The organism is uncultured Wocania sp., assembly GCF_964021735.1.
Lineage (GTDB): Bacteria > Bacteroidota > Bacteroidia > Flavobacteriales > Flavobacteriaceae > Wocania_A.
In genome coordinates this window covers 1-20,064 of sequence record NZ_CAXIBN010000045.1, presented here as the reverse complement: position 1 = coordinate 20,064, position 20,064 = coordinate 1, and the positions used below count along the sequence as shown (strand labels likewise).

Genomic DNA, 20,064 nt, shown 5'->3' with positions numbered 1-20,064 from the left:
TGCATACTGGTTCCAATAATAATTAAAATATCGGCAGTTTCACAAATACTAATGGCTTTTGGTATCATGGGCACATCTTCTCCAAACCAAACAATATGTGGGCGTAATTGGTATCCTTTTTTGCATGTATCACCTAAAACTAAATCGGTTTTCCAATGCTGTACATTATTTTCATCATAAGTGCTTCTCACTTTTAATAACTCACCATGTAAATGTATCACATTAGTGCTTCCGGCGCGCTCGTGTAAATCGTCTACATTTTGGGTAATTATAGTAACTTTAAACTCGTTTTCTAATGCTGCTAAATTGTAATGTGCTGTGCTGGGGTCAACTTCAAATAATTGTCTTCGTCGTTGATTATAAAAGTCTAAAACCAATTCTGGGTTTGTTGCAAAACCTTCAGGAGTTGCCACTTCCATAACATCGTACCCTTCCCATAAACCATCAGCATCTCTAAAGGTTTTTATACCACTTTCGGCACTTATGCCAGCACCCGTAAGTACAACGATGTGTTTTTTCATGTTATAAATATACTAACTATAATGACATTCCGTATTTTTGAAATATGATTGATTTAAAACTTCTCGAACATTTAGAAGGTTGTTTAACCAAATCGCGTAAGGCGCGTTTTGATGCTGTTTTATCGCAACGTACAAAACACTTTACAGTGGCTACCGAAGATGTGTATCAGTTGCATAACACGAGTGCGGTAATACGCAGTTGTGATGTGTTTGGTATACAGGAAGTTAATGTTGTTGAAGAACGAAATACAAAGCGTATTGACAAAGAAATTGCCATGGGGTCGCAAAAATGGGTGGATGTAAACAGGTTTCATTCGGTAAAAAATTGTTTGTTAGATTTAAAGCAAAAAGGTTATCAAATAGTAGCTACCACACCTCATAAGAATGACACATTACTTAATGATTTTGATGTCACTAAAAAAGCGTGTTTTTTCTTTGGAAGAGAAACTGAAGGATTATCTGAAGAAGTTATTGATAAAGCCGACTGTTTTTTAAAAATTCCTATGGTTGGTTTTACCGAGAGTTTAAATATTTCGGTCTCCGCCGCTATTATTTTACAACATGTTACTAATAAGCTAAAACAAACCGATATTAATTGGCAATTAACTAAAGAAGAAATGCTTGAAAAGCGGTTAGATTGGTGTAGAAAAACAATTAAGAGTTATGACGATATTGTTGAGCGTTTTTACTCACGATAATAATAATATTACAATAAGTATAATGTTAATTTTTAGCCCCTGATTTTTCATATTCAGAAAGTATTTTAAAAAACTCATTACTGAAATTGAATAATTTATCTAAAAGTAAAACTTTGTTTTCTTCTAAAAGTAGTTTGTTATCTAGGTTTTGTGCCTCACAATAATCAAAAAACAATAGCCTATATTCTTTTGATACTTTTAAATCATTAATTAATAGCTTGTTATTAAATAAGTTGCTGTTAGAAAATAAAGAATCAAATTGTTTGTATGTTATCTTAACTATAGGTGGTGTTTTTACTTTTTTGTTTTTAAAAAGTTTAGACACCAGTCCAAATATTTTTATGAAATCTATGTTTCCACTCGGTGGTAGTCCGTATAAATGTGGATTGTTTTTTATATCATTTTTTAATTGCAAACCTAAATCTGTCGTATGAGTTTTTTCATTAAACGTTTTGTTTTCTTTTGTAATTAATACTTCATCTAAATCGTTAACAATCTTTTTAAGTTCAATAACTAAGACTTCATTAAAATGATTTTTGATAAGTTTAAGTCTTTTTTCTTTATGAAATAAAGAAGTAAAAATCAACGTGTCATTTACAGAAGCGGATAATTTAAAATCACCTTGATTATCTGTGTATGTAGTAATACGTTTGATTGTATTATATATTTTAGCACCTTTTACAGTTGATTCTTGATCATAAATTTTCCCTGTTATGTTTTGAGAAAACATAAATATAGGAAGTAGAAAAATGATAGCGAATTTTAGTTGATGCATTATCGATTGTGGTTAATTGATACTTCAAATAAATACAATCTAAATATTCTAAGTGTTTTAATTAAGAGACTTTAACAGGCTAATTAATTTAATATTAACAAAAAGAGTGTTAATTAATGGTATAAAAAAGAGGAAACATAATTGTTTCCTCTTTTTTTAATTTATACTATAAAAGTATCACAAACGTTTACTTCGTCCTCTACTTAATAGTTTATATTCTTCGTAACATTCGCTAATAGCGTCTAGTATTTGCAAATCGTTAGCGGTTTGTATAAACCCTTTTGAGTAGTTGCATTGACTTACAATTTCATCTAAATCTACACGATCTACTTGTAACAAAACGGTTAGCATTTCTCTATCAAAACGCGATGCTAAAAGGTTTCTAATTTCATCATCCTGTTTCATCTTTTTTAGCTTACGCAACTCGTTGGGTTTTTTTCCAAACATGCGATATAAAAAATCGGCAGGATTAAAAATGGAGCCTAATATTTTAGTAACAGCTGTTGGTCTTCCAGCTTCGTAACCTGTACTTGGTAAGCCAGAAATACTATATCTGTAATTGTTATTAACCGCTGGAACTTGTTTAATATCTACTTCTAAATAACCAGTTAATTTTAATTGATTTACAACAACTTCTTCAAGTGCCAATGCTAATTCTGTAAGTTCAATTTTTGAGCTTCCAAATTTTAACCAATCATTAGTTACTCTAACTTTTATAGATTTAAAGCCTAAATAAGAAAAGTGTAGTGTGTCATTAGCTTTTGCAGAAATTTGAAACTCCCCTTTATTATTTGTTGTTGTTCCAATAACTTGATTAAGGTTAACAATGTTTACGCTTTCTAAGGCACTATCATCAGCAGAATTAATAACTACACCAATTACTTTATCGGCATCTTGAGCCATACAAAACCCAGCCATTAATATAAAGGTAAAAAGGAATAAATAGTTTTTCATCTGCATAAATTTCATTTTTTTCTATCGGTCAGATGTAATTCGCCATTAGAAATATTGGTTTGTATTAAATAATTAATAAGGCTCATTTCATAGTATTAATTAGGTAACGCTAATTTAGTTGTAAAAGTACTAAACAAAACGTTAACCTTAAGCTTGTACTTTTTATTTTGACTTAATATTAACAAAAAAAGTTTTGATTCTTGTAAAGACAGGAACCAAAACTTTAATTGAATCCCGATATAAGTATCGAGAAACTTATTTTTACTAGCGTCTAGAACGTCTTGGTCTTGAAGGACCAGAACCAGAGTCTGAACGTCTTGGTCTATCTGAACTAGAGCCTGAATCGCTTCCAGAACGTCTTGGTTTTGAATAGGAGTCTCCGCCGCCACGTCTGTCGCTTCTGCTTCCAGAATTAGAACGTCGGTCTTCACGTCTTCCGCCACCTCTTTTATCATCACGTCTTCCGCCACCGCGTTTGCCATCACGTCTACCACCGCCACCGCGGTTTTCAGAAACTTCAACATTTACAAAGCGACCATCATGTTTGTAGTCTGTAAAGAAAGCTAGTACTTTTTCTTTTAATTCATTTTCGGTATTAAAAAAGGAGAAACTATCTTTTACTTCCACTTTAAAAACATCATCTCTACCAAGTTCTAAAACTTCTTTTAAGAAATCTTTCAGCTTCATCCAATCGAAACCATCTTTTCCGCCAACATTTATAAAGTAACGTGTAGAATCAGATTTCCCTCCAAAACCTCGTCCGCCTTCGCGTCCACTATCTCTATCGAAAGAGCCTTCAGCTATATTTAAGTTTTTAGATTTATTATAATAATTATAAAAACGCGTAAACTCAACCGAGAAAAACTTCTTAATCAATTCATCTTTATCGGTATCAGCAAATAATTCATTGATACTCGATAAATGCTTATCAATTTCATGATTAATTTCTGTATTGTGAATTTTATTAGCAAGCGACATTAATTGTACTTCGCAAATATCTGCACCATCAGGAATTTCCTTTTTCTCGAATTTTTTATTAATAATGCGTTCAATACTTTTTATTTTACGCACTTCACTTTTAGAAACAATAACCATCGAAATTCCTGTTTTTCCAGCGCGCCCTGTTCTTCCAGAACGGTGCGTGTAAATTTCTGGTTCGTCAGGCAATTGGTAATTTATAACGTGTGTAATATCATCAACATCAATACCCCGTGCTGCAACATCGGTTGCTACAAGCATTTGAATTTGTTGGTTTCTAAATGATTTCATTACCAAATCTCGTTGATTCTGACTTAAATCACCGTGCAATGCACCAGCGCTATAACCATCTTCAATTAAGTTTTCAGCAACCTTTTGAGTATCACGTTTCGTTCTACAAAAAATCACAGAAAATATATCAGGATTCGCATCACTTAAACGTTTCAAAGCTTGGTATCTATCTCTAGCATTTACCAAATAATATTCATGAGATACATTACTCGTACTTTCATTTTTAGTACCAACAGTAATTTCCTGTGGATTATTCATGAATTTTTTAGCAATAGTTGCCACTTCTCTAGGCATAGTTGCAGAAAACAGCCATGTGTTTTTATCCTCTGGTGTATGCGATAAAATATCGGTAATATCTTCTTTAAACCCCATGTTTAGCATCTCATCGGCTTCATCTAAAACTGAGTATTGAATTTTGCTAATATCAACCAAACGGCGGCTAATCATATCTTTCATACGACCAGGAGTCGCCACAATAATTTGTGCGCCTCGTTTTACTTCGCGTGCTTGGTCTGTAATGCTCGATCCGCCATAAATTGCTACCACATTTAAACCTTTACAATACTTACCGTATTGCTTCATTTCGTTGGTAATTTGTAAACAAAGTTCGCGAGTTGGAGATAAAATTAAACCCTGCGTCGTTCTGCTATTAATATCAATTTTTTCTAACATTGGAAAGCCAAATGCTGCTGTTTTACCAGTTCCAGTTTGTGCTAATGCTACTAAATCGGTATCCGATTCTAATAAAATTGGGATTGCTTTCTCTTGTACTTCACTTGGTTTTACAAAACCTAAATCTGTAATTGCTTGTAATAGGTCGTTATTAAGACCTAATTCTTGGAATGTGCTCATTCTTGTATAAGTATTCGATTATATTATGCAGTGTTACATAAAGAAGTGAATCGACATACTTAAACCTAAACTTCTAGTAACACATCCTCACTCTGAGGAATCTTTAGTCCCGATTTATCGGGATTTTCAAGCGGCAAAGATACACTATTATTTTTGATTGACGATTACCGATTTTCGATTGACGATAGACGCTTTAGAATTTGTGATTTAGGTTTTTGGGAATTTTATTTTTTAAAACCTAAAAAGTTAAAATGTTTACCGATGCTAAAAAGAGTATTACTAAAGTTGTGAATAAGCCACTAATCATAATTATAAAGTGCCAATAATAAGTTTTCGCTACCCATGTCTTTCGCATCTTTTTACTATTTTCTTTTTTGTAAAAGCCATTAAAAAACTGCCGAACAAGAAAAGTGACTATTAAAAAAATCGATATTAATATTCCCCAAATTTTTTCCATTAGTCAGATTTTTAGTTTATATCTATTTATTTGTTGCCAATGCAGAGATATAAGAAGCAAGTTTAGTACAGTTGAACTTTATCGGCTGTTAAACGACTTAGTTAGATAATTTTTCTGATAAAATCAAGAACATAAAACGGAATTAAAATCATTCCTTTTTTGAATAAACAATATTGCCATCAAAAATGGTCATCACAATTTCAGTATTTAAAATGGCATTTTCTTCTACTGTCATTAAGTCTTGACTATAAATAGTAAAATCCGCTAGCTTCCCAATACTGATTGATCCTTTTATATCTTCTTCAAAAGCACCATAAGCGGCATCTAAAGTATAAGATTTTAAGGCCTGTGCTCTTGTCATTTTTTGTTCTGGCTCGTAACCACCTTCAGGTAAGCCTTTCAGCGTTTTTCTGCTTACACTGGCATAGAAACTAGCTATTGGATTAAGGGGTTCTACAGGAACGTCTGTTCCATTTACAATAGGAATGCCACTTTTAAGTAAAGCTTGCCACATATACGCACCTTCTTTAATGCGTTTTTCTCCTAAACGGTCGATTGCCCAAGGTCTGTCAGAAGACATGTGTATCGCTTGCATTGCAGGAATGACGCCTAATTCTGAAAACCGCGGAATATCATCAGGGTGTAAATGTTGTGCGTGTTCTATTCTAAACCGGTGATTTTTGGCTTTCTCTGGTATGTCGTTAAATGCCAATTCATATCTATCAAGAATTTCTTTATTGGCACGATCACCAATAGCATGCGAGCATACTTGGAAACCATTTTTAAGACCATCTAAAGCTGTTTTTTTTACAAAATCCATTGGTAGGGTTTCATGCCCATAATGATCTGGTCTATCTGTGTAGGGTTCTAAAAGCCATGCCCCACGTGAACCTAAAGCACCATCGCAGTTTAATTTTACCGACCTAATGGTTAAAAGATTATCAGTATCTATTAAAGGGCCTTTTGTATACCATTCTTCAAGTAATTCTTTATCCCAGCCTGTAAGCATTGCGTATATACGCGTATTCATTTTACCTGCTGTTTTCATTTTCTCATACAACGAGATGGTTTCTTTTGGAATACCTGCATCATGAAAACTTGTAATGCCATTTTTATGACAAGCACTAACCGCCAGTTCAAAAGCTTGAATATCTGTTTTAGGTGTTTTTTCTGGAATATGTCTAGTAATTAAGGATTGTGCACGCTCGTTGAAAACTCCAGTTGGTCTGCCAAACTCGTCAACAATCACTTCTCCACCTTCAATATCATAATTCTTAATGCCTTCTTTTGCTAAATTTTGTAAACCTGAAATTTCCATAGCCTTGGCATTTGCGAATCCTGCATGTCCACTGGCATGCCTTAAATAAACGGGGTTGTTAGGAGAAACTTCACTTAGCATATCATGTGTTTGAAAGCCTTTAACTGTTTCCCCAGATATAGAGTCCCATTTACTTTGATGCCAGCCTCTACCTGTAATCCATTCTCCTGGTTTGGCTGTTTTTACTCGTTTTGCTACGGCATCAACTATATCTTCATAGCTGGTGGTATTCATTAAATCAAGATTTAATTCATTATAACCTAACCCCATGAAATGCCCATGCCCTTCAATTAAACCAGGTGTCATAGTTTTGCCTTTTAAATCGATAAGCTCGGTTTGATTGTTCTTATATTGTTCTGCCTCAATAAGCTTTCCAGTAAAAATAATTTTGTTCTTTTTTATGGCTACAGCTTCAACATTAGTCGAGGTAGAGTCTACAGTATAAATTGTACCACCATAAATAAGCATGGTAGCATATTCTTTTTTAGAATTAGAACACGCTACAATAAAAAGTAAAAATATAACTAAACTAGAATAAAGAAAATTTCGTAATTTCATATGGGTTGTTTTATGACCATGAAGTTACAATAATTCTATAAATTGATGTTTTAAAATTTATTTATGGAACTGGGTCATATCCAGAACCACCCCAAGGATGACAACTAAAAATGCGTTTTATGGCTAACCAACCCCCTTTAATAAGTCCGTGTTTTTGTAATGCCTGTTTAGAGTAATGCGAACAGGTTGGTTGAAATCTACAGGTTGCAGGCGTTAATGGCGATATCAAGGTTTGATATACTTTTATTAAAAACAAGAATGGTGCAATAAGTAGTTTTTTCATCAGTCATTCCTGCGAAAGCAGGAATCTTTTTAATTGAAACTTAATTTTTATAAAATGGATTCCTGCTTTCGCAGGAATGACAAAATTATTTAGTCGTTAAGTCGAAATAGGCTAAACATCTATACAACAAACGGCTTAACGACAAGTAACTAAACTAATTTACAGAAAACGTAGTGCCGTCTTTACCGTCTTTAAGTTGAATACCAACTGCGGCTAATTCGTCTCTAATTTTATCAGATAAAGCAAAATCTTTATTCGCCCTAGCTTCTTGTCTTAATTTAATTAATATATCAACAGCGCCAGAAAGTTTATCGGTTCCTGCTTCGTTTTTGCTTATGTTTTCTAAACCTAAAACATCAAAAACAAAAGTATTAATAGTATCTTTCAAAACTGATAAATCTTCAGCATTTAAAATTTCAGTACCTTCTTTTATTTGGTTGATATATTTAGCGGCTTCAAATAAATGTGCAATTAAAATTGGCGAATTAAAATCGTCGTTCATCGCATCGTAACAGTTCTGTTTCCATGCGTTAATATCAAGTGATGAGGTTTCTGAAGCTTTTAAATCATCTAATAAATTTACAGCATCCATCAATCTATAAAATCCTTTTTCGCTTGCTAATAAGCCCGCATCGGTTAAATCTAAAACACTACGATAAGACGATTGAGCGTTAAAAAAACGAATGACACTTGGTGCATAAGCTTTACTAAAAATGCTGTTGTTTCCAGAAAGTAACTCATCAGGATTTATAGTGTTTCCAGTAGATTTAGACATGCGTTGTCCGTTCATTTCCAGCATATTGGCGTGCATCCAATAATTAACTGGAGGTTTTCCTTTTGCTGCTTCATTTTGAGCAATTTCACATTCGTGATGCGGAAATTTTAAATCCATACCACCACCATGAATATCAAATTGTTCGCCTAAATATTTAGTACTCATTGCTGTACACTCTAAATGCCAACCAGGAAAACCATCGCTCCAAGGCGAAGGCCAACGCATAATGTGTTGCGGTTCGGCTTTTTTCCAAAGGGCAAAATCTTGTGGATTCTTTTTATCACTTTGTCCATCTAACTCGCGTGTATTGTGAATTAAATCTTCAAGTTTACGTTTGCTTAAAATGCCGTAATCGTTAGTTTCGTTGTATTTGTGTACATCAAAATACACAGATCCGTTTATTTCATAAGCAAATCCGTTGTCTATAATTGTTTCAATCAGCTCGATTTGTTCAATAATATGACCCGTTGCAGTAGGCTCAATACTTGGTGGTAAAAAATTAAAAATTCTGAGTACATTATGAAAATCTACAGTATAACGCTGCACAACTTCCATAGGCTCAATTTGTTCTAAACGTGCTTTTTTAGTGATTTTATCTTCACCTATATCGGCATCATTTTCTAAATGACCAGCATCTGTAATATTGCGTACATAACGTACTTTATAGCCCAAATGCTTTAAGTAACGAAAAACCATATCAAAAGACATAAAAGTCCTCACGTTGCCCAAATGCACATTGCTGTAAACTGTTGGGCCACAAACATACATGCCAACGTAACCGTTGTTAATGGGTTTGAAAGTTTCTTTTTTACCTGTAAGTGTATTGTATAGTTTTATCTGTTGATTTTGATATAACTGCATTTTGGTTGGTTTGATTTTAAACGAACTTATATTTAAAATTTCGTGTCTAATTTTATGTAATCTAAAAATTCTCTACGTGTTGCTTCTTCTTTGAATTTGCCTCCAAATTCTGAAGTTACTGTGCTGCTTTCTATATCTCTTATGCCTCTAGAATTTACGCATAAATGTTTTGCATCTATAACACACGCCACATCTTTGGTGTTTAAAACGGCTTGCAATTCTTTAACTACCTGAATGGTTAAACGTTCTTGAACTTGCGGACGTTTGGCGAAATAATCTACAATACGATTCATTTTAGATAAGCCAACTACGGTTCCGTTTGAAATGTAAGCAATATGTGCTTTACCTACAATTGGCAATAAATGATGCTCGCAGGTTGAATATACTGTAATGTTTTTTTCAACGAGCATTTCGCCGTATTTGTATTTGTTTTCGAAAGTAGATGCTCTTGGTTTTTTCTTAGGATCTAAACCACCAAAAATTTCTTTCACAAACATTTTTGCTACTCGATTTGGTGTGCCGTTTAAACTATCGTCGCTTAAATCCAAGCCTAAAGTTTCCATAATATGGCGCACGTCGTCTTTTATGATGTCTATTTTTTCTTCATTTGAAAGCTTAAAAGCATCATTGCGTAATGGCGTATTTGATGAAGTTCCAATATGGTCGTCTCCTAAAGACTCAAATTCTTCTATATTATTTTCAATTTTCATCAGTCAAAAAAATCTTATTTTAAGTCTGCAAAGATAAACAAAACGCTTTTGTTATGTTTTGTATTAACAAACAATTAATTGTAGTGGATTGGTCTGTTTATTGAGGACTTAATTACATTTATAAGAAAAAGCTTGAATATGTTGTATTCAAGCTTTTTAAAAATATCGATTCTAAGTTTTTAAATATTGAAACTTAACGACAATGTTAGGTTAGAGTTTGTTCTATCAATTAAAGCTGCATCTGTTAATCCAACATTATATAATGGGGTTTCATTTGTTCTGTTTGATTGGTCGAAAGTCACATCCAATTTTGTATTTCCGAAGTTATAACCTACTCCAAAAGAATAGCCTGTTAAATCGCCAACTGTAACACCATCTGCATAAGGGCTTTCTTCAAAACGATAACCGCCTCTAAAACTAAATTGCTTGTGCTTGTACTCGCCACCCAATCTATAAGTTGAAGCATCTGTTAGCATATTGCTAATGTTATTATTTACATTAGTGTAATCATTCTCAGGTTTAAATTTTGTACTGCTATAATCTTTACGAGAATAATCGAAACTAATTAAGCCTTGTGTTCCAAAAACGTATGCTAAACTACCTGTAACTTTAGCTGGGGTTTGTAATTTGTATTGTGGGTAAATATTTACTATTTGTGGGTTTATTACTTGAGTTGCATTAGTTCCAGCATCATCTCTTTCGGTTGCTATATATTGAGTGGTTTCCTCTTCAATGGTGTACCAAGTTGGAGAATCGTAAGTAAGTCCAACTCTAAATTCGGGACTTAATTTTAAAATACCTCCTAGTTGAAAAGAGAATCCGTTTCCTGTTGTAGAAAGCGTGTTTTCAAATTCAATATCATTTATAATTGAACCAGCATTGGTATTATCTTCAAACAATAAAGTTGAGCGTTGATAATCTATAAAGTGCGAATTTAAGTTTAATCCTAAGTAAAGGTTTTCCTCATATTGAGCAGCCATGTTAAACGAAATTTTACCGTTATAACCTGTGGACGCATAGGTGTAGTCGTGATTAAAATTGCCACTTGCTAAATTTGAAGAATACGTTGTGTTTGCATCATTGTTTATATCATCTGGTTCTAAAATAAAGGATTCAAACCCTAAAAAGGCTTGTTGATTTGCAAAACCATATGCGTTACCTATGCCTGCGTAAGCATCAGTAAGAGATTCACCATCTAAAGCAGAAATTTCATCTAATCTTAAACCATCTGCATAATTTAAAAAATAGAGGTCTATAGATTGATTGTTGGTGTTTGTTCCAAAGGCAAACCAATTATCATTAAAATTATTTGTTTTTTCATAAGCAACTCCTAAAGTGAATTTTCTCCAAGGAGAATTATCTCTACTTGCAAAAACAAATGCTGCACCACCTTGGTTGATGTCAAAATTGGAATCGTTGGTACTTCCGGAGCCATTAAAGTATTGCGTGTCGTTAGTGGTTTCTAAAGTAGATAAGGTAAAAGACGCATGGCTACTACTAAAAACTGCAGATCCTGCTGGGTTTAAACTCACGGCACTCATATCGCCGCCCAATGCTCCAAAAGCACCGCTTAAAGCTCTAAAACGAGCGGTTCCTTGAATGTTATCTTGCGAATAACGTAAAGCATCTGTTATATCTTGAGCGTATATTGTAGACATAGATAGGATACCTATGAATAGTAAATTTAACTTTTTCATATATATTAACTTTTTCTTTTTTTAGATTTTATCCGCGTCTTCCTCTTGAAGAACTACCAGAACTTCTACTGCTTCCACTAGAACTTCTACTACTGCTTGAAGAAGACCTAGTTGTTGCTCCTGAGCTCCTGCTACTGGAGGATGATCTTGTGGCTGAAGAATTTGAACTTCTTCTGCTAGTTCCAGAATTATAACTTTTATTGGATGAAGATCTTGTGGCTGTTCTGTTTCTTCGTACTGCAGGAGTAGACGATCTTACGGTTGAATTTGTAGATGGAGATGTTGTTGTAGAACGTCGTCTAACTACATTAGTCCCGACACGCGAACTTGTCGAGTTATTTCTGTTTATAGTTGATGTAGAACTCCCTCTTCTAGAAGCATAATATCTTGAATTATTTGAGTTTAAAGTATTTGAGCGAGTTGCATAACTACTACGTCTGCTAGCATTATAAGCAATGCCTCTGCTATAATAACGATTATTTCCGTAATACCTGTTGTTTCTGTAAGGAGAACCATAATACCTATAACCGTATCTATATCTATAAGGGTTGTATGCCCAACTATTGTAGTAACCACCATAATAACCACCAGCATAAAAAGGAGGACACCAAAAAGAATCATAATACCCCCAATTATTCCAACCCCAACGGTTCCATCCATTCCAACCCCAAGCTAATCCTGCATTCCAACCCCAGTTGTTCCATCCGTTATCTATATAATTTATGGTAACTTGATTGTTATCTTGACCCCAACCAGCGTAACCTTGGTAATTGTTGTTAATAGAATCATTTTCAACGTAACCATTTCCAACATAAGAATCAATATCTGTAAATATAACATCATCAGCCATATTCTCATATTCTAAAGACTTCGTTTTAAAATAGTTTTGGTAATAGTCGTTTTGCGAATTATTATTAACAGCTACAACAGTTTCTTCTTGTTGTACAGGCTTTTCTGAGGCACTATAAATACCATCATTGTCAACTCCTACGTATTGATAAGAACCACATGACGATAAACCAAATAGCAAACCTAGGATTGCTAAAAATGGCATTTTTCTTTTTAAGTAGTTATTAAATTGCATATCTCCAGAATTTTATTGTTGAACATAACAAAAATAGTTAGTTTTGCTGAACTATTTTTATATTTAACATAGTCACAATATTTGTGCCAAAACAATAATATGAGCAAAAAATTGACGAGTAGAGCAGAGGATTACTCAAAATGGTATAATGAATTGGTTGTTAAGGCTGATTTAGCGGAGAATTCGGCAGTTAGAGGTTGTATGGTAATTAAGCCCTACGGTTATGCTATTTGGGAAAAAATGCAAGCAGAATTAGATAAAATGTTTAAAGAAACAGGGCATCAAAATGCTTATTTCCCCCTATTTGTGCCTAAAAGCTTGTTTGAAGCTGAAGAGAAAAATGCTGAAGGTTTTGCAAAAGAATGTGCCATTGTTACACACTACAGACTACAAAACGACCCAGATAAACCAGGGAAATTGCGTGTAGATCCTGAGGCAAAATTAGAAGAAGAATTAATTGTTAGGCCAACTTCTGAGGCTATTATATGGAATACTTACCGTGGTTGGATTCAATCTTATAGAGATTTACCATTACTAATTAACCAATGGGCAAATGTGGTGCGTTGGGAAATGCGCACACGATTATTTTTGCGTACTGCAGAATTTTTATGGCAAGAAGGACATACAGCACACGAAACTAAAGCAGAAGCTATGGCTGAAGCTAAACTAATGAATAATGTATATGCTACTTTTGTTGAGAATTTTATGGCTATTCCAGTTATTCAAGGTTTAAAAACTGAAAGTGAGCGTTTTGCAGGTGCAGAGGAAACCTTTTGTATTGAGGCTTTAATGCAAGACGGAAAGGCGTTACAAGCAGGAACATCGCATTTTTTAGGTCAGAATTTTGCCAAAGCTTTTGATGTTAAGTTTGCAAATAAAGAAGGAAAACAAGATTATGTTTGGGCAACATCTTGGGGTGTTTCTACCAGATTAATGGGAGCATTAATTATGACACACAGTGATGATAACGGGTTGGTGTTGCCACCTAGTTTAGCGCCAAATCAAGTGGTTATTGTTCCTATTTATAAAAATGATGAGCAGTTGGGTGCTATCACTACTGTAGTCAATGGAATAATGAGTGATTTACGAGGAAAAGACATTACAGTAAAATTTGACAATAGAACCACTCACAGACCAGGCGCTAAATTTGCACAGCACGAATTACAAGGTGTACCTTTACGAATAGCTATCGGGCCTAAAGATTTAGAAAACGGAACCGTTGAATTAGCTAGAAGGGATACTTTAACAAAAGAAACTGTTGAATTAAGTAATTTAGCAGAAATCGTTGAAGGGCTAATGACCGAAATTCAAGATACTTTATTTAACAAAGCTTTAGATTTTAGGGATAATCACATTACAAAAGTTGATGCTTTTGAGGAGTTTAAAGCCGTTTTAGAAACTAAAACAGGTTTTATTTCTGCACATTGGGATGGAACTGCAGAAACAGAAGATAAAATTAAAGAACTAACAAAAGCTACCATTAGATGTATTCCTTTAGAAGCTAAGGAAGAAAAAGGAGTTTGTGTATATAGTGGAAACCCTTCTAAACGCAGAGTATTGTTCGCAAAAGCGTACTAATATATTTTTTTTTGAAAAAAAATTATATAGTGCTTGCAACATTTAAAAATAGTTGTATTTTTGCATCCGCAATGGAAACGTTGTGAGTTATTTGAAAGGTATTGCAAGTTTAAGTTTTACTATTTATATTTGCGCACTTAAAAACAAATGGCCCGTTCGTCTATCGGCTAGGACGCCAGGTTTTCATCCTGGTAAGAGGGGTTCGATTCCCCTACGGGCTACAATATTTTAATAATAGAAAAAAATAAAATGGCAAATCATAAGTCAGCATTAAAAAGAATTAGAAGTAACGAAGCGAAACGTTTAGTTAACAAATATCAACATAAAACAACTCGTAATGCAATTAAAAAATTACGTGAATTAACAGATAAGAAAGAAGCCGAAACAATGTTTCCTTCTGTTGTATCTATGTTAGATAAATTAGCAAAGAAAAATATAATACATGCAAATAAAGCTGCTAACTTAAAATCTGGTTTAGCAAAGCATGTTGCAGCGCTTTAGTTAGACTTAAAGTTTTATAAAATATGAAAGCCTCTCAGAAATGAGAGGCTTTTTTTGTGCCTTAGTTCACTCCAACTTGCTTGTTTTTCCTTCCTCTTCATATATGATAAAAATCATATTATAATAAGTTGTTTAGGTTGAACTTTGCATTGTAAACTAAAACTAAGATGCAATGAGAACTATTCAATTAAAAAATAACTTAAAAATTTTCAACTTAATTTTTCTGTTGTTTATAACACCTCAAATATTTCAAGCGCAACAGTTTAATTTAGTAAATAGTGAATCTTCTTTAAAAGTATTTGGAACTTCTAGTTTGCACGATTGGCATGTGGATGCAGAAACGATAAATGGAAATATTGTATTCGGAAATCTTGAAACAGGCGAAGTAGATAAATGCAATTTCATAGTTATTGCAGAAAGCCTTAAAAGTGGAAAAAAATCTATGGATAAAAACACTTATAAAGCCTTAAAAACAGATGAATATAAAACAATCACATTTCAGCTTGTAGACGTAAAAGAAGTTATAAGAAAAGGAACAGGTAAATTTTTATTAAAAGCTACTGGAAACTTAACAATTACTCATGTAAAAAAGCGTATTCCTATAGAATTTAATATTGAAATCATTGAAGGTAAAATTACATTATCTGGAGAGAAAACTATTAAAATGACCGATTTTAGTATAGATCCTCCTAAAGCTTTGCTTGGTACAATAACCACTGGAGATGAAATAACAATAAAATTTAAAACAATTTACAAATAACTTAACAACTATATTAAAAAATTAGAAATCATGAAAAAATTATTAAAAAGCAGCTTGCTATTTATAGCACTATTAACAGGAATTAGTTTTTACGCTCAAAACCGAAACCTAGATAATTATAGGCAACCAGATAAAAGAGGGGTAAATGTTTTTGAGGCACCTAAAGATACAACATCAACCTTTACAGATGTTAAAGTACGAATAGGTGGGTCTTCTACGCTTCAATATCAAGACATAAGCCATGAAAATTCAGGTATAGTTACTTTAAAAGAAATAGGAGGTAACTTTAACTTAGCTACCGCAAATTTAGATTTAGATGTAGTGTTAGCTGATGGTGTTAGAATGCATTTACGCACATATTTATCATCACGTCATCACCCAGAGCCTTATGTAAAAGGTGGTTATTTTCAAATAGATAAACTTGATTTTATTAGTGAAGGGTTTTTAAGTAATTTTATGAAACACGCCACTATTAAAATTGGACATATGGAAAACAATTATGGTGACGCACATTTTAGAAGAAGTGATAACTCACAAGCTATTTACAACCCTTTCGTGGGTAACCTAATTATGGATGCGTTTACAACAGAAGTTGGTGCTGAGTTATACTACCAATGCGATAGTGGATTTTTAGGTATGGTTGGATTTACTAATGGTAAATTAAACCAAGCAGTAGATAATCCAGATACTGGTGGAGCTTCATTCTTAGCAAAATTAGGATATGATAAACAATTTAATGATGATTTTAGATTTAGATTAACTGGGTCGCTTTATAATACAGGAGCAGTAAGAACATCTTATTTATACAGTGCAGATAGAGCTGGTTCTAGGTATTATTTAGTATTAGAGGATGAAGATGCTACAACTAAAGGTAATTTTAGATCAGGACGTTATAATCCAAATTTAAGAAATAAAATTACAGCAATAATGTTTAACCCTTTTTTAAAGTATAAAGGTTTAGAGTTTTTCGGAACTATAGAATCTGCAAAAGGTAAAGCAAATGCTGAGACTGAAGAAAGAACTGCTAAACAGTTTGCTGGCGAGCTTATTTATAGATTTGGTAATACCGAAAACTTTTTCCTAGGAACACGTTATAACAAGGTAGACTCTGAAGAAGCTAATGGAGATGATATTGAAATATCAAGATTTCAATTAGGCGCAGGTTGGTTTATGACAAATAATATTTTATTAAAATTAGAATATGTAACTCAAAAGCATGATGGGTATAATGCTTCTAGTATTTTTGATGAAGGAAAGTTTAACGGTTTAATGGCAGAAGCGGTAATTAGTTTTTAACAAATAGAATAATTAAATAGATAAGCCTCTAGGTATAAAATGTACAATTATTGAAATAATTTTATATTAGCATATACTTTGAGGCTTATTCTTTTGTTTATTGTAAAAGGGTAAAAGATTTTAGTTAAACTTGGAAGTTATGAAGAGGATTTTGTTTTTCATTTCTATTATTATAATGTTGGCATTTACAAATGGAGATGCAACTTTAAAAAGCACATCTGTTGTTATAACGCCCGAGAGTTCATTGTTAGTAAGAGGCACAACTAATATTAACACGTTTACTTGTGAGTTTAATATTAATAAATTCAAAAACCCTATTAAGGTAATTTATCATATTGAAGATGATAAAATGATATTTGATAAAACAGCTTTAATTTTAGATAGCGATTGTTTTGATTGTGGCGGTAAAGCAATAAATAATGATTTTAAAAAAATATTAAAAACAAACAAGTACCCTCAAATTTTACTGTATTTAAATGAAATTAGTCTTTTCGATGATGAATCTGATGTTAAGGCATCTATAGATATTGAAATTGCAGGAATTAAAGAGACGTATAAAATACCTGTGAAAATTAAAAAAAACAATGAAATCCTTATAACAGGAGGTTTAGCTATTAGTTTAACTGATTATAATTTAGTTGCCCCAAAAAAGCTTTTAGGGTTAATTTCTGTAAATGATAAAATTCAAATTTATTTTCAATTATTGGTTAAAGAATTTCAAGATTAGATACAATCTCATTTATTGAAATAAAAAAAATCGCCTAAAACTAGTTTTAGGCGATTTTTTTATAAAATTAAGTCTTAATTATCCATTCATAGAAATTAAAAACTCTTCGTTATTTCTTGTTTGTTTAAAACGCTCATTAATAAATTCCATAGCTTCAACAGGATTCATGTCTGCAAGGTATTTGCGCATTACCCACATACGTTGAATGGTGTTTTCATCTAATAAAATATCATCTCTACGCGTGCTAGATGAAGTAAGGTCGATAGCAGGGAAAATTCTACGGTTAGAAATTTTTCTATCCAATTGTAACTCCATATTGCCAGTTCCTTTAAATTCTTCGAATATAACTTCATCCATTTTAGAACCTGTTTCTGTAAGTGCCGTTGCGATAATAGTTAGCGACCCACCGTTTTCAATATTACGGGCAGCTCCAAAAAAGCGTTTTGGTTTATGTAAAGCATTTGCATCTACACCACCAGAAAGAATTTTTCCTGAAGCTGGTTGCACAGTATTGTAAGCTCTTGCTAAACGTGTGATAGAATCTAAAAGAATAACCACATCGTGTCCGCATTCTACCAATCGTTTTGCCTTTTCTAAAACAATGTTAGCAATTTTTACATGCTCGTGTGCTTCTTTATCAAAGGTGGAAGCAATAACTTCACCACGAACATTACGTTGCATATCGGTAACTTCTTCAGGGCGCTCATCAATCAGTAAAATCATTTGATAGACTTCAGGATGATTCGCTGCAATAGCATTGGCAACATCCTTAAGCAACATAGTTTTACCCGTTTTTGGTTGCGACACAATCATTCCACGTTGCCCTTTGCCAATAGGTGCAAACAAATCCATAATTCGTGTTGAAATGGTACTTTGTTTTTCGGCTAAATTGAATTTTTCCTGTGGAAATAAAGGTGTTAAATGCTCGAAAGATACACGATCTCTAACCACATTAGGGTTTTGGCCATTAATTTTGCTAACCTTAATTAAAGGGAAATATTTTTCGCCTTCTTTTGGTGGTCGTACATGCCCTAAAACGGTATCTCCTGTTTTTAAACCAAATAAGCGTATTTGCGATTGCGATACATAAATATCGTCTGGAGACGATAAATAATTATAGTCAGATGAACGTAAAAAGCCATAGCCATCTTGCATAATATCTAAAACACCTTCACTTTCAATAATAGCATCAAATTCAAAATCTGGTTCACGATAACGGTTTCTACTATCTTTATTTCCTTTATCTATATTACCATTTTTCTGGTTTTTGTGCTGATTTTTATGAGGTTGATTATTATCTCTTTTTTGATGAGGCTTTTGCTGATTATCCTTTTGGTTATCATTTGAAGGTCTAGGATTAGGCTTGTGGATTGGTTTTCTTTCCTCTTTCTTTTCTTGAGTTTCCTCAACTGGCTTTACTTCAGAAGTTTTGTTTTCTTTTTTAGGTTTTTCTTCCTGTTTAGCAGGTGTATTTTTAACAGGTTTTTGTACGCGCTGTCTAGGTTTTCTAACTTCTGACTTTTTCTCTGTTGATACCTCAGATACCTGTTTAGGCTCTATTACCGCAGTTACAGCTTTTGGATCGGCAGCTTGTTGATCTAGTATTTGATAAACTAAATCTAATTTTTTTAACGAACGGTATTTTGGGACGTTTAATTTTTTTGCAATCTCCTGTAAATCAGTGAGTTTTTTATCTTTTAATTGTGAAATTTCAAACATTGATGTTTAATTGAATAAGTATGTTGAGTATAATTTTTGATATAATTCTGAAAATGATTTCTTTAATTTGAAGAATTAACAACCTGCAATAGTGATTGTTGGGAATCATTACTGCAATTATACAACTTTATTTTAATTTTTAGCACTAATTTTATAAAAGAAACTATTATTTTTGTGGTCTAGTTTTTAAAGAGCTTATGTTACAACGTATACAAACTATATATCTTTTAATCGCAGCAGGAGTATCTGCTGGGTTAATTTATGTGTTCGAATTATGGGTAGCATCTGATGACATAAAGTTATTTGCTTACGATAATATATACTTGCTAGCAACATTTTTAGCATCAGCATTTTTATCAATTATATCAATATTTAGATACAAAAATAGGAAGTCTCAATTTATGTTGGGACGCCTGAACATTATATTAAACTTTTTTTTACTAGGATTTTTTGTATATCAATCTCTAAACATATCTGGAGAAACGGCGGTTTCTGAGAAAGGTATTGGGATGTTTCTCCCTATTGTTTCTATCGTGTTTTTGGCATTAGCCAATAAGGCCATCAAAAAGGATGAAGATCTCGTAAAATCTGTAGATCGATTACGATAAACCTAACATCTTAGTAGTATTAGTGCGTTAAAACCCAAGGTGAAAACTTTGGGTTTTTTAATT

The 20,064-nt window shown here is 33.0% G+C and carries 18 protein-coding genes and 1 tRNA gene; 8 read left to right on the top strand and 11 right to left on the bottom strand.

What is annotated here, in order from left to right; translation table 11 throughout:
* The coding region (locus AADI82_RS05855) for a Sir2 family NAD-dependent protein deacetylase (RefSeq protein WP_341215516.1) at positions 1–521 on the bottom strand (521 nt) is incomplete at its 3' end.
* Between the two features lie 44 nt (positions 522–565).
* On the opposite strand from AADI82_RS05855, the gene AADI82_RS05850 reads away from it, so the two are divergent.
* A complete protein-coding gene (locus AADI82_RS05850) occupies positions 566–1,219 on the top strand; it encodes an RNA methyltransferase (protein ID WP_341215515.1) in 654 nt (217 codons plus the stop codon).
* 25 nt (positions 1,220–1,244) lie between these two features.
* Here AADI82_RS05850 and AADI82_RS05845 read toward each other — a convergent pair whose 3' ends face one another.
* From AADI82_RS05845 to AADI82_RS05805, 9 genes are all read right to left on the bottom strand, one after another.
* A complete protein-coding gene (locus tag AADI82_RS05845; RefSeq protein WP_341215514.1) occupies positions 1,245–1,994 on the bottom strand; it encodes a hypothetical protein in 750 nt (249 codons plus the stop codon).
* Between the two features lie 177 nt (positions 1,995–2,171).
* On the bottom strand, positions 2,172–2,948 hold the full coding sequence (locus AADI82_RS05840; protein WP_034044104.1) for a carboxypeptidase-like regulatory domain-containing protein: 777 nt from the start codon (positions 2,946–2,948) through the stop codon (positions 2,172–2,174).
* Between the two features lie 264 nt (positions 2,949–3,212).
* Positions 3,213–5,069 carry a DEAD/DEAH box helicase gene (locus AADI82_RS05835; RefSeq protein WP_341215513.1) on the bottom strand — a complete coding sequence of 619 codons (1,857 nt, stop codon included), beginning with the start codon at positions 5,067–5,069 and terminating at the stop codon, positions 3,213–3,215.
* A 605-nt stretch (positions 5,070–5,674) separates the two neighbouring features.
* Entirely contained in the window at positions 5,675–7,402 is a 1,728-nt protein-coding gene (locus AADI82_RS05830; protein WP_341215512.1) for an amidohydrolase, read from the bottom strand.
* Between the two features lie 61 nt (positions 7,403–7,463).
* Positions 7,464–7,685, bottom strand: a complete 222-nt coding sequence (yidD, locus tag AADI82_RS05825; protein WP_341215511.1) for a membrane protein insertion efficiency factor YidD — start codon at positions 7,683–7,685, stop codon at positions 7,464–7,466.
* A 154-nt stretch (positions 7,686–7,839) separates the two neighbouring features.
* Positions 7,840–9,321, bottom strand: a complete 1,482-nt coding sequence (cysS, locus tag AADI82_RS05820) for a cysteine--tRNA ligase (RefSeq protein ID WP_341215510.1) — start codon at positions 9,319–9,321, stop codon at positions 7,840–7,842.
* Between the two features lie 32 nt (positions 9,322–9,353).
* Positions 9,354–10,031, bottom strand: coding sequence for a GTP cyclohydrolase I FolE (gene folE / locus AADI82_RS05815; RefSeq protein ID WP_034044135.1), 678 nt, complete (start codon positions 10,029–10,031; stop codon positions 9,354–9,356).
* Positions 10,032–10,210: 179 nt separating this feature from the next.
* Entirely contained in the window at positions 10,211–11,728 is a 1,518-nt protein-coding gene (locus AADI82_RS05810) for an outer membrane protein transport protein (protein WP_341215509.1), read from the bottom strand.
* A gap of 28 nt (positions 11,729–11,756) precedes the next feature.
* Positions 11,757–12,812 carry a hypothetical protein gene (locus tag AADI82_RS05805; RefSeq protein WP_341215508.1) on the bottom strand — a complete coding sequence of 352 codons (1,056 nt, stop codon included), beginning with the start codon at positions 12,810–12,812 and terminating at the stop codon, positions 11,757–11,759.
* A gap of 99 nt (positions 12,813–12,911) precedes the next feature.
* On the opposite strand from AADI82_RS05805, the gene proS reads away from it, so the two are divergent.
* The 6 genes from proS (at position 12,912) to AADI82_RS05775 (ending at position 17,674) form a co-directional block, all read left to right on the top strand.
* The gene (gene proS, locus AADI82_RS05800) at positions 12,912–14,390 is read left to right on the top strand and encodes a proline--tRNA ligase (RefSeq protein ID WP_341215507.1); all 1,479 of its coding nucleotides are present in this window, start codon (positions 12,912–12,914) and stop codon (positions 14,388–14,390) included.
* A 149-nt stretch (positions 14,391–14,539) separates the two neighbouring features.
* Positions 14,540–14,611: transfer RNA gene (locus AADI82_RS05795), tRNA-Glu, on the top strand.
* Between the two features lie 28 nt (positions 14,612–14,639).
* A complete protein-coding gene (rpsT, locus tag AADI82_RS05790) occupies positions 14,640–14,891 on the top strand; it encodes a 30S ribosomal protein S20 (protein WP_341215506.1) in 252 nt (83 codons plus the stop codon).
* A 172-nt stretch (positions 14,892–15,063) separates the two neighbouring features.
* Positions 15,064–15,651, top strand: a complete 588-nt coding sequence (locus AADI82_RS05785) for a YceI family protein (protein WP_341215505.1) — start codon at positions 15,064–15,066, stop codon at positions 15,649–15,651.
* Between the two features lie 30 nt (positions 15,652–15,681).
* The gene (locus tag AADI82_RS05780) at positions 15,682–16,947 is read left to right on the top strand and encodes a hypothetical protein (RefSeq protein ID WP_341215504.1); all 1,266 of its coding nucleotides are present in this window, start codon (positions 15,682–15,684) and stop codon (positions 16,945–16,947) included.
* Positions 16,948–17,086: 139 nt separating this feature from the next.
* Positions 17,087–17,674: a hypothetical protein gene (locus tag AADI82_RS05775; protein WP_341215503.1), complete on the top strand. Its 588-nt coding sequence runs from the start codon at positions 17,087–17,089 to the stop codon at positions 17,672–17,674.
* A 78-nt stretch (positions 17,675–17,752) separates the two neighbouring features.
* On the opposite strand, the gene rho is transcribed toward AADI82_RS05775, so the two are convergent.
* Positions 17,753–19,393, bottom strand: coding sequence for a transcription termination factor Rho (rho, locus tag AADI82_RS05770; RefSeq protein ID WP_341215502.1), 1,641 nt, complete (start codon positions 19,391–19,393; stop codon positions 17,753–17,755).
* A 197-nt stretch (positions 19,394–19,590) separates the two neighbouring features.
* Between rho and AADI82_RS05765 the strand changes: the two genes are divergently transcribed.
* Positions 19,591–20,001 carry a DUF4293 domain-containing protein gene (locus AADI82_RS05765; protein WP_341215501.1) on the top strand — a complete coding sequence of 137 codons (411 nt, stop codon included), beginning with the start codon at positions 19,591–19,593 and terminating at the stop codon, positions 19,999–20,001.
* Positions 20,002–20,064: the final 63 nt, after the last annotated feature.

Excerpts from the sequence above, each read along its gene's own strand:
- AADI82_RS05850 (WP_341215515.1), top strand. The coding sequence starts at position 566 with ATGATTGATTTAAAACTTCTCGAACATTTAGAAGGTTGTTTAACCAAA.
- AADI82_RS05845 (WP_341215514.1), bottom strand. The coding sequence starts at position 1,994 with ATGCATCAACTAAAATTCGCTATCATTTTTCTACTTCCTATATTTATG.
- AADI82_RS05840 (WP_034044104.1), bottom strand. The coding sequence starts at position 2,948 with ATGAAAAACTATTTATTCCTTTTTACCTTTATATTAATGGCTGGGTTT.
- AADI82_RS05835 (WP_341215513.1), bottom strand. The coding sequence starts at position 5,069 with ATGAGCACATTCCAAGAATTAGGTCTTAATAACGACCTATTACAAGCA.
- AADI82_RS05830 (WP_341215512.1), bottom strand. The coding sequence starts at position 7,402 with ATGAAATTACGAAATTTTCTTTATTCTAGTTTAGTTATATTTTTACTT.
- yidD (WP_341215511.1), bottom strand. The coding sequence starts at position 7,685 with ATGAAAAAACTACTTATTGCACCATTCTTGTTTTTAATAAAAGTATAT.
- cysS (WP_341215510.1), bottom strand. The coding sequence starts at position 9,321 with ATGCAGTTATATCAAAATCAACAGATAAAACTATACAATACACTTACA.
- folE (WP_034044135.1), bottom strand. The coding sequence starts at position 10,031 with ATGAAAATTGAAAATAATATAGAAGAATTTGAGTCTTTAGGAGACGAC.
- AADI82_RS05810 (WP_341215509.1), bottom strand. The coding sequence starts at position 11,728 with ATGAAAAAGTTAAATTTACTATTCATAGGTATCCTATCTATGTCTACA.
- AADI82_RS05805 (WP_341215508.1), bottom strand. The coding sequence starts at position 12,812 with ATGCAATTTAATAACTACTTAAAAAGAAAAATGCCATTTTTAGCAATC.
- proS (WP_341215507.1), top strand. The coding sequence starts at position 12,912 with ATGAGCAAAAAATTGACGAGTAGAGCAGAGGATTACTCAAAATGGTAT.
- rpsT (WP_341215506.1), top strand. The coding sequence starts at position 14,640 with ATGGCAAATCATAAGTCAGCATTAAAAAGAATTAGAAGTAACGAAGCG.
- AADI82_RS05785 (WP_341215505.1), top strand. The coding sequence starts at position 15,064 with ATGAGAACTATTCAATTAAAAAATAACTTAAAAATTTTCAACTTAATT.
- AADI82_RS05780 (WP_341215504.1), top strand. The coding sequence starts at position 15,682 with ATGAAAAAATTATTAAAAAGCAGCTTGCTATTTATAGCACTATTAACA.
- AADI82_RS05775 (WP_341215503.1), top strand. The coding sequence starts at position 17,087 with ATGAAGAGGATTTTGTTTTTCATTTCTATTATTATAATGTTGGCATTT.
- rho (WP_341215502.1), bottom strand. The coding sequence starts at position 19,393 with ATGTTTGAAATTTCACAATTAAAAGATAAAAAACTCACTGATTTACAG.
- AADI82_RS05765 (WP_341215501.1), top strand. The coding sequence starts at position 19,591 with ATGTTACAACGTATACAAACTATATATCTTTTAATCGCAGCAGGAGTA.